Below are 5930 nucleotides of genomic sequence, written 5' to 3'. Positions count from 1 at the left end.
ATCACCGACGGCGAGACGGTCGTGCCGCTCCAGCCCGCCCAGGACTTCAAGCGCGCGCTGGACGGCGACGAGGGCCCGAACACCGGCGGCATGGGGGCGTACTCCCCGCTGCCGTGGGCCGACCCCAAGCTGGTCGACGAGGTCGTGGAGACGGTCCTCCAGCCGACCGTGGACGAGATGCGGCGCCGTGGCACCCCGTTCTCCGGGCTGCTCTACGCCGGTCTGGCGATCACCTCGCGCGGTGTCCGCGTGATCGAGTTCAACGCCCGCTTCGGCGACCCCGAGACCCAGGTGGTCCTGGCCCGGCTGAAGACCCCGCTGGGCGGCGTGCTGATGGCCGCCGCCACCGGCAACCTCGCCCACCTGGAACCGACGCGCTGGAGCGACGAGGCCGCGGTCACCGTGGTCGTCGCCTCGCACAACTACCCCGGCACCCCGCGCACCGGCGACCCGATCACCGGCCTGGACGAGGTCGCCGCCCAGGACGCCCCGCACGCGTACGTGCTGCACGCGGGGACGAAGCGGGACGGCGACGCGGTCGTCAGCGCGGGCGGGCGCGTGCTGTCCGTCACGGCGACCGGCAAGGACCTCACCGAGGCCCGTGACCGCGCCTACCGCGCGGTGTCCCGCATCGGCCTCGACGGCTCCCAGCACCGCACGGACATCGCGGCGAAGGCGGCGCGGGAGGCGCAGGACGCGTGAGCCGGACGGGCCGGACGCCTTCCCGGCGCAGATGAACCCCGCAGGCCCCGGATCCGTCTCAGGATCCGGGGCCTGACCCTTGCCGTCCGTCATCCACCTTTCCCCAAAGCCATTCCATCGAGTGAGCGATGGGCCATCCGGCTGACGGCGGCCGAGGCCCCAACTATGGTGCCGCGCAAGCGTTCCGGCACTTGGCCCATCGGCATTGCGATGTCAGTGACGGGTGCCACAGTGGGGGAGTGGACAACGCCGGGACAGCATCAGGACCGCCGGGAGGGGGTGAGGTCGGGTCATGAGCGGAAGCGGAACGGGAGCGGAGGCGGGCGCGCAGACCGCGAGGTCGCACGCGCTGGCCGTGCTGCGCGTCCGGAGCCGGGCGCTGGCCGTCGCGCTGCTGCCGGCCGCCGTCGCCGTGATCCTGCTCGTCGGCGGGTCCACCGGTCACCTGCCGGGCGGCGGCTGGGACCTCGCCCGCCGGCTCCTCACACCGGTCGCGGTGCTGGTCCTGCTCGTCGCCGCCGGTGTCGCCCTGGTCGTCGCGCGGGCCCGGCCCGCCATGAGCCCCACGGTCCCGATCGCCGAGGGCGCGGCCCCGGACCTGTACCGGATGGTGCGCGACCTCGCCGACCGGCTCGACGTTCCCGCCCCCTCCGCGATAGCGCTCACCCCGGACTGCGACAGCTGGCTGGAGGACCGCACCCACCCGGCGCACGGTCCCCCGCCCGCCGAGGAGCACGGCGACATAGCCGGTGCGGGGCGGTCCGCCCGGGTCGGGTCCGCCGCCGCGCCCGTGCTGGTGATCGGCTCCCCGTTCCTGTGGTGGATGCGCGTGGGCGAGCTGCGCGCGGTCCTCGCCCCGGTCGTCGCCGGTACGGGACCGTCGGCGCACCCGGACATAGCCGCCGCCCGGCGCTTCGTGCGAGGGCTGGACGCCGCGGTGGCCGTGACCTCGGCACCCCGCCGGGGGCCGGTGGTCCGCGGGGTGCTCGCGGCCGTCGGCCGGGTCACCCGCCTGCTGCTGCGCGGCTGCCGGGGACACGCCGCCGAGATGGAGCGCGGGGTCGCCGCGGCGGCGGCCGAGCGTGCGCAGACCGTGGACTACGGGCTGCGGATCGTCGCCCAGGAGCAGGTGGGCCTGGCGTACGCGGGCTGGGACCGGCTGCTCACCCGGGTCGCACTGCCGGCCTGGCGGATGGGCCGCTGGCCCTCGCGGCTCAACGCCGGGGTGGTGGCGGCGCTGACCGAGCTGTCCCGCCGGGACCGGCTGGCGGAGGGCTTCGCCTCCCGCCTCGGCGAGCGTCCCGCCTGCGACCTGCTGGAAGAGCCCGGCGCGGTGGACGAGGCCGCCTCGCTCCTCGCCGCCCGCCTCTTCCACGGCGGGCCCGCGGAAACCGGTCCGGACTGGTCCCCGGTCCACTGGGGCGACTATCCGGAGGAGGTCGTCGACCGCAAGTGGCGCACCGACGCCGCCCGCCTCCACCGCGTCCTGGACGCCCTCCACGTCCCGCCCACTCCCGGCGAACCCCCCACCTCCGACGCCCCCACCCTCTCCCGGGTCCTGGCCCACCTGGCCACCCCGCCCACTCACGGGGAAGCCCACGCGCCCGCGCAGGCCGCCCCGTCCACGGAGCCCGCCCGACCCGCGGCTCCCGGCCTCCTCACGGCGCCCGCCTCGCCCACGGACCGCGGTTCGTCCACGGAGCCGGCCCCGCCCACGGCACCCGCCCCGCCGACGGATCCGGGCTCGTCCACGGCACCCGCCCCGCCCACGGACCGTGCCTCGTCCGAGCCCCGCTCGTCCGGCGACTCCGCCACCCCGTCCACGGAACCGTCTCCGCCCACGGCACCCGGCTCACCCGCTGGGCCCACCCCGCCCACGCCCTCCACCCGGCCCGCTGAACCCGCCCCGTCCACGGGCCCCGCCCCGTCCTCGACTCCGGCCCCCGACGACGAGGACCTGGCCGCCGCCACCCCCCGCAGTGCCGCTCTCGCCGCCCGGCTCAGCGCTGAGCTGGCCCGGGAGGGGACGGCGGCGGTGGCGTCCTCCGTTTCCGGCGCCGGCACGGACGGCGCCCCGGACCCCCTCCCCCTCCGGGACGACGAGGCGCTTCCCCTCTTCCCCCTCCAGCCCCCGCGCACCGGCCGGGAGCTGCTCGCCGATCACATCGCGGCGATGGTCTGCTGCGCGGCGATGGACACCGCGGGCGCCACCCCCGGACTCGACTGGCTCGACGGGCCCACCCTCCTCCTCGGTGGTGCACGGACCACGGATCCGTCCCCCCAGATCCTGACCCTCATCGAGGACGGCGACCCCGCGGCCCTCCGGCTGTGGCTGACCCGGCAGGGCATACGCCCCGAGAAGCCCGTACGGCTCGTCTGAGCCGACGACCCGCCTCCGCCCCGCCCCGGAGCTCGCCCTTCCGTTTTCGGTCAATTCAAGACGAACGGTGACGGAGCGCGTGCGTAATGTGATGTGCTTGGACCGTTCGCGCTCACGGGCAAGAGCGCGCGACATACGACAAGCACATAACTGGCGGCAGGCATCATCCGCCAGGCGACTGCCGAACAGCACCACGCACCGCACCGCGACGGGGGCACGAGGGAGGGGAGCGATCATGGGTTCGGAGCAGGTCCGCCGCTGGGAGTCGGGAGCACTGGCGCACGCCGTGAACGATCCCTTCGGGCAGGGCCCCCTCCCGTGGCTGCGCGGCAGCGAGACGTACTTCGGCGACAGCGGCCAGGTCGTCCCCTGGTACGTGGACCCGGAGCCGTACGCGGCCCCGGAACGGACCGCCGCCCGCGTCCCGAAGCAGGGCGGGCCCACCATCCCCGCCCCCCGCTCCTCCGGCTCGGTCGGCCCCCGAGCCGCCGACGACGTGCACCGCCAGATCAAGGGCTTCGCCTCCACCGGCGCGGTCGCCCCCGGCGAGTCCATCGACTTCCACATCACCGTCGACCCGCCCCAGCCGTTCGACGTCGACGTCTACCGCATCGGCCACTACGGCGGCCACGGCGCCACCAAGATCACCTCCAGTCCCCGGCTCTCCGGCATCGTGCAGCCGGCGCCGCTCACCGCCGACCGCACCGTCTCCTGCCACCACTGGTGGCTCTCCTGGCGGTTACCGGTCCCGTCGTACTGGAGCGTCGGCGCGTACGTCGCCGTCCTCACCACCGCCGACGGCTACCGCTCGCACATCCCGTTCACCGTCCGCGACAGCCGTCCCGCCGACCTCCTCCTGGTCCTGCCCGACGTCACCTGGCAGGCGTACAACCTCTACCCGGAGGACGGCCGCACCGGCGCGAGCCTCTACCACGCCTGGGACGAGCAGGGCCGGCTGCTCGGCGAGGCCGACGCCGCCACCACCGTCTCCTTCGACCGCCCGTACGCGGGCGCCGGCCTCCCGCTGCACGTCGGCCACGCCTACGACGTCATCCGCTGGGCCGAGCACTACGGCTACGACCTCGCCTACGCCGACGCCCGCGACCTGCACGCCGGCCGGATCGACCCCACCGGCTACCGGGGCCTGATCTTCCCCGGCCACGACGAGTACTGGTCGGTGCCCATGCGGACCGCCGTGGAACGCGCCCGCGAGCACGGCACGTCCCTCGTCTTCCTCTCCGCCAACACCCTGTACTGGCAGGTGGAGCTCGCCCCCTCCCCGTCCGGCCCCGACCGCCTGCTGACCTGCCGCAAGCGCCAGGGCCCGGGCAAACCCACGCTGTGGCGGGAACACGACCGCGCCGAGCAGCAGCTGCTCGGCATCCAGTACGCCGGCCCCGTCCCGGAACCGCATCCGCTGATCGTCCGCAACGCCGGCCACTGGATGTGGGAGGCGACCGGCGCGCACGAGGGCGACGGCATCGAGGGCATGGTCGCGGCCGAGGCCGACCGCTACTACCCGCGCACCCCGCTGCCCGCGCACGAGGAGCGCGTCCTGCTCGCCCACTCCCCGTACACCGACCGCCGGGGCGTCCGCCGTCACCAGGAGACGTCCCTCTACCGGGCCCCCTCCGGCGCCTGGGTCTTCGCCTCCGGCACCTTCGCCTGGTCACCGGCCCTGGACCGCCCGGGCCACACCGACCCCCGCATCCAGCGCGCCACCGCCAACCTCCTGGACCGCATCTGCAAACGCGACTGACCCCTCCGCCGCCACCCCGTACGGATACCGGCCCGCGCATACGGGAGAATCGACGTACCTGTACAGAACCACGCGGAGGAACCGTGTCCGGATTCGTAGAAAAGCCCGAGCCGATCCAGGTCCCGGGTCTGGTGCATCTGCACACCGGCAAGGTGCGCGAGCTGTACCGGAGCGAGGCGGGCGACCTCGTGATGGTCGCCAGCGACCGCATCTCCGCCTACGACTGGGTGCTGCCGACCGAGATCCCCGACAAGGGCCGGGTCCTCACCCAGCTCTCCCTGTGGTGGTTCGACCAGCTCGCCGACCTGCTCCCCCACCATGTCCTGAGCACCGAGCCGCCGGCCGGCGCCCCCGACGACTGGGCGGGCCGCACCCTGGTCTGCAAGTCCCTGAACATGGTCCCGGTGGAGTGCGTGGCCCGCGGCTACCTCACCGGCTCGGGCCTGGCCGAGTACGACGCGTCCCGCACGGTCTGCGGCCTCGCCCTCCCCGAGGGCCTGGTGGACGGCTCGGAGCTGCCCGCCCCGATCTTCACCCCGGCCACCAAGGCCGCCGTCGGCGAGCACGACGAGAACGTCTCCTACGAGGAGGTCGCCCGCCAGGTCGGCGCGGAGACCGCCGCCCAGCTGCGCCAGGCGACCCTCGCCGCGTACTCCCGCGCCCGGGACATCGCCCGCGACCGGGGGATCATCCTCGCGGACACCAAGTTCGAGTTCGGCTTCGACGGCGAGACCCTGGTCATCGCGGACGAGGTGCTCACCCCGGACTCCTCCCGCTTCTGGCCGGCCGAGCAGTGGGAGCCGGGCCGCGCGCAGCCGTCGTACGACAAGCAGTTCGTGCGGGACTGGCTGACCTCGGCCGAGTCGGGCTGGGACCGGAAGAGCGAGCAGCCCCCGCCGCCGCTGCCGGAGCACATCGTGGACGCCACCCGCACCAAGTACGTGGAGGCGTACGAGCGTCTGACCGGCGCCACCTGGAACTGAGCGCACGAAAAGGCCCCGGTCGATGACCGGGGCCTTTGATCACAGAGCGGACGACGAGGCTCGAACTCGCGACCTCAACCTTGGCAAGGTTGCGCTCTACCAACTG

The 5930-nt window shown here is 74.4% G+C and carries 4 protein-coding genes; all 4 read left to right on the top strand.

Annotated features, from left to right (window positions below):
- Positions 1–702 (top strand): phosphoribosylamine--glycine ligase (locus KUM38_RS35130; protein WP_302181321.1); only part of this gene is annotated, 702 nt, incomplete at its 5' end.
- Between the two features lie 292 nt (positions 703–994).
- Positions 995–3082 carry a hypothetical protein gene (locus KUM38_RS35125; protein WP_217135682.1) on the top strand — a complete coding sequence of 696 codons (2088 nt, stop codon included), beginning with the start codon at positions 995–997 and terminating at the stop codon, positions 3080–3082.
- 235 nt (positions 3083–3317) lie between these two features.
- Positions 3318–4841 (top strand): N,N-dimethylformamidase beta subunit family domain-containing protein, encoded by a 1524-nt coding sequence (locus tag KUM38_RS35120; RefSeq protein ID WP_217135680.1) that lies wholly within the window; start codon positions 3318–3320, stop codon positions 4839–4841.
- An 83-nt stretch (positions 4842–4924) separates the two neighbouring features.
- Positions 4925–5824, top strand: a complete 900-nt coding sequence (locus KUM38_RS35115) for a phosphoribosylaminoimidazolesuccinocarboxamide synthase (protein WP_217135678.1) — start codon at positions 4925–4927, stop codon at positions 5822–5824.
- Positions 5825–5930 lie beyond the last annotated feature (106 nt).

Source organism: Streptomyces sp. AC558_RSS880, assembly GCF_019049255.1.
In the GTDB taxonomy this organism is placed as follows: domain Bacteria; phylum Actinomycetota; class Actinomycetes; order Streptomycetales; family Streptomycetaceae; genus Streptomyces.
This window is presented reverse-complemented; position numbering and strand designations above follow the sequence as displayed.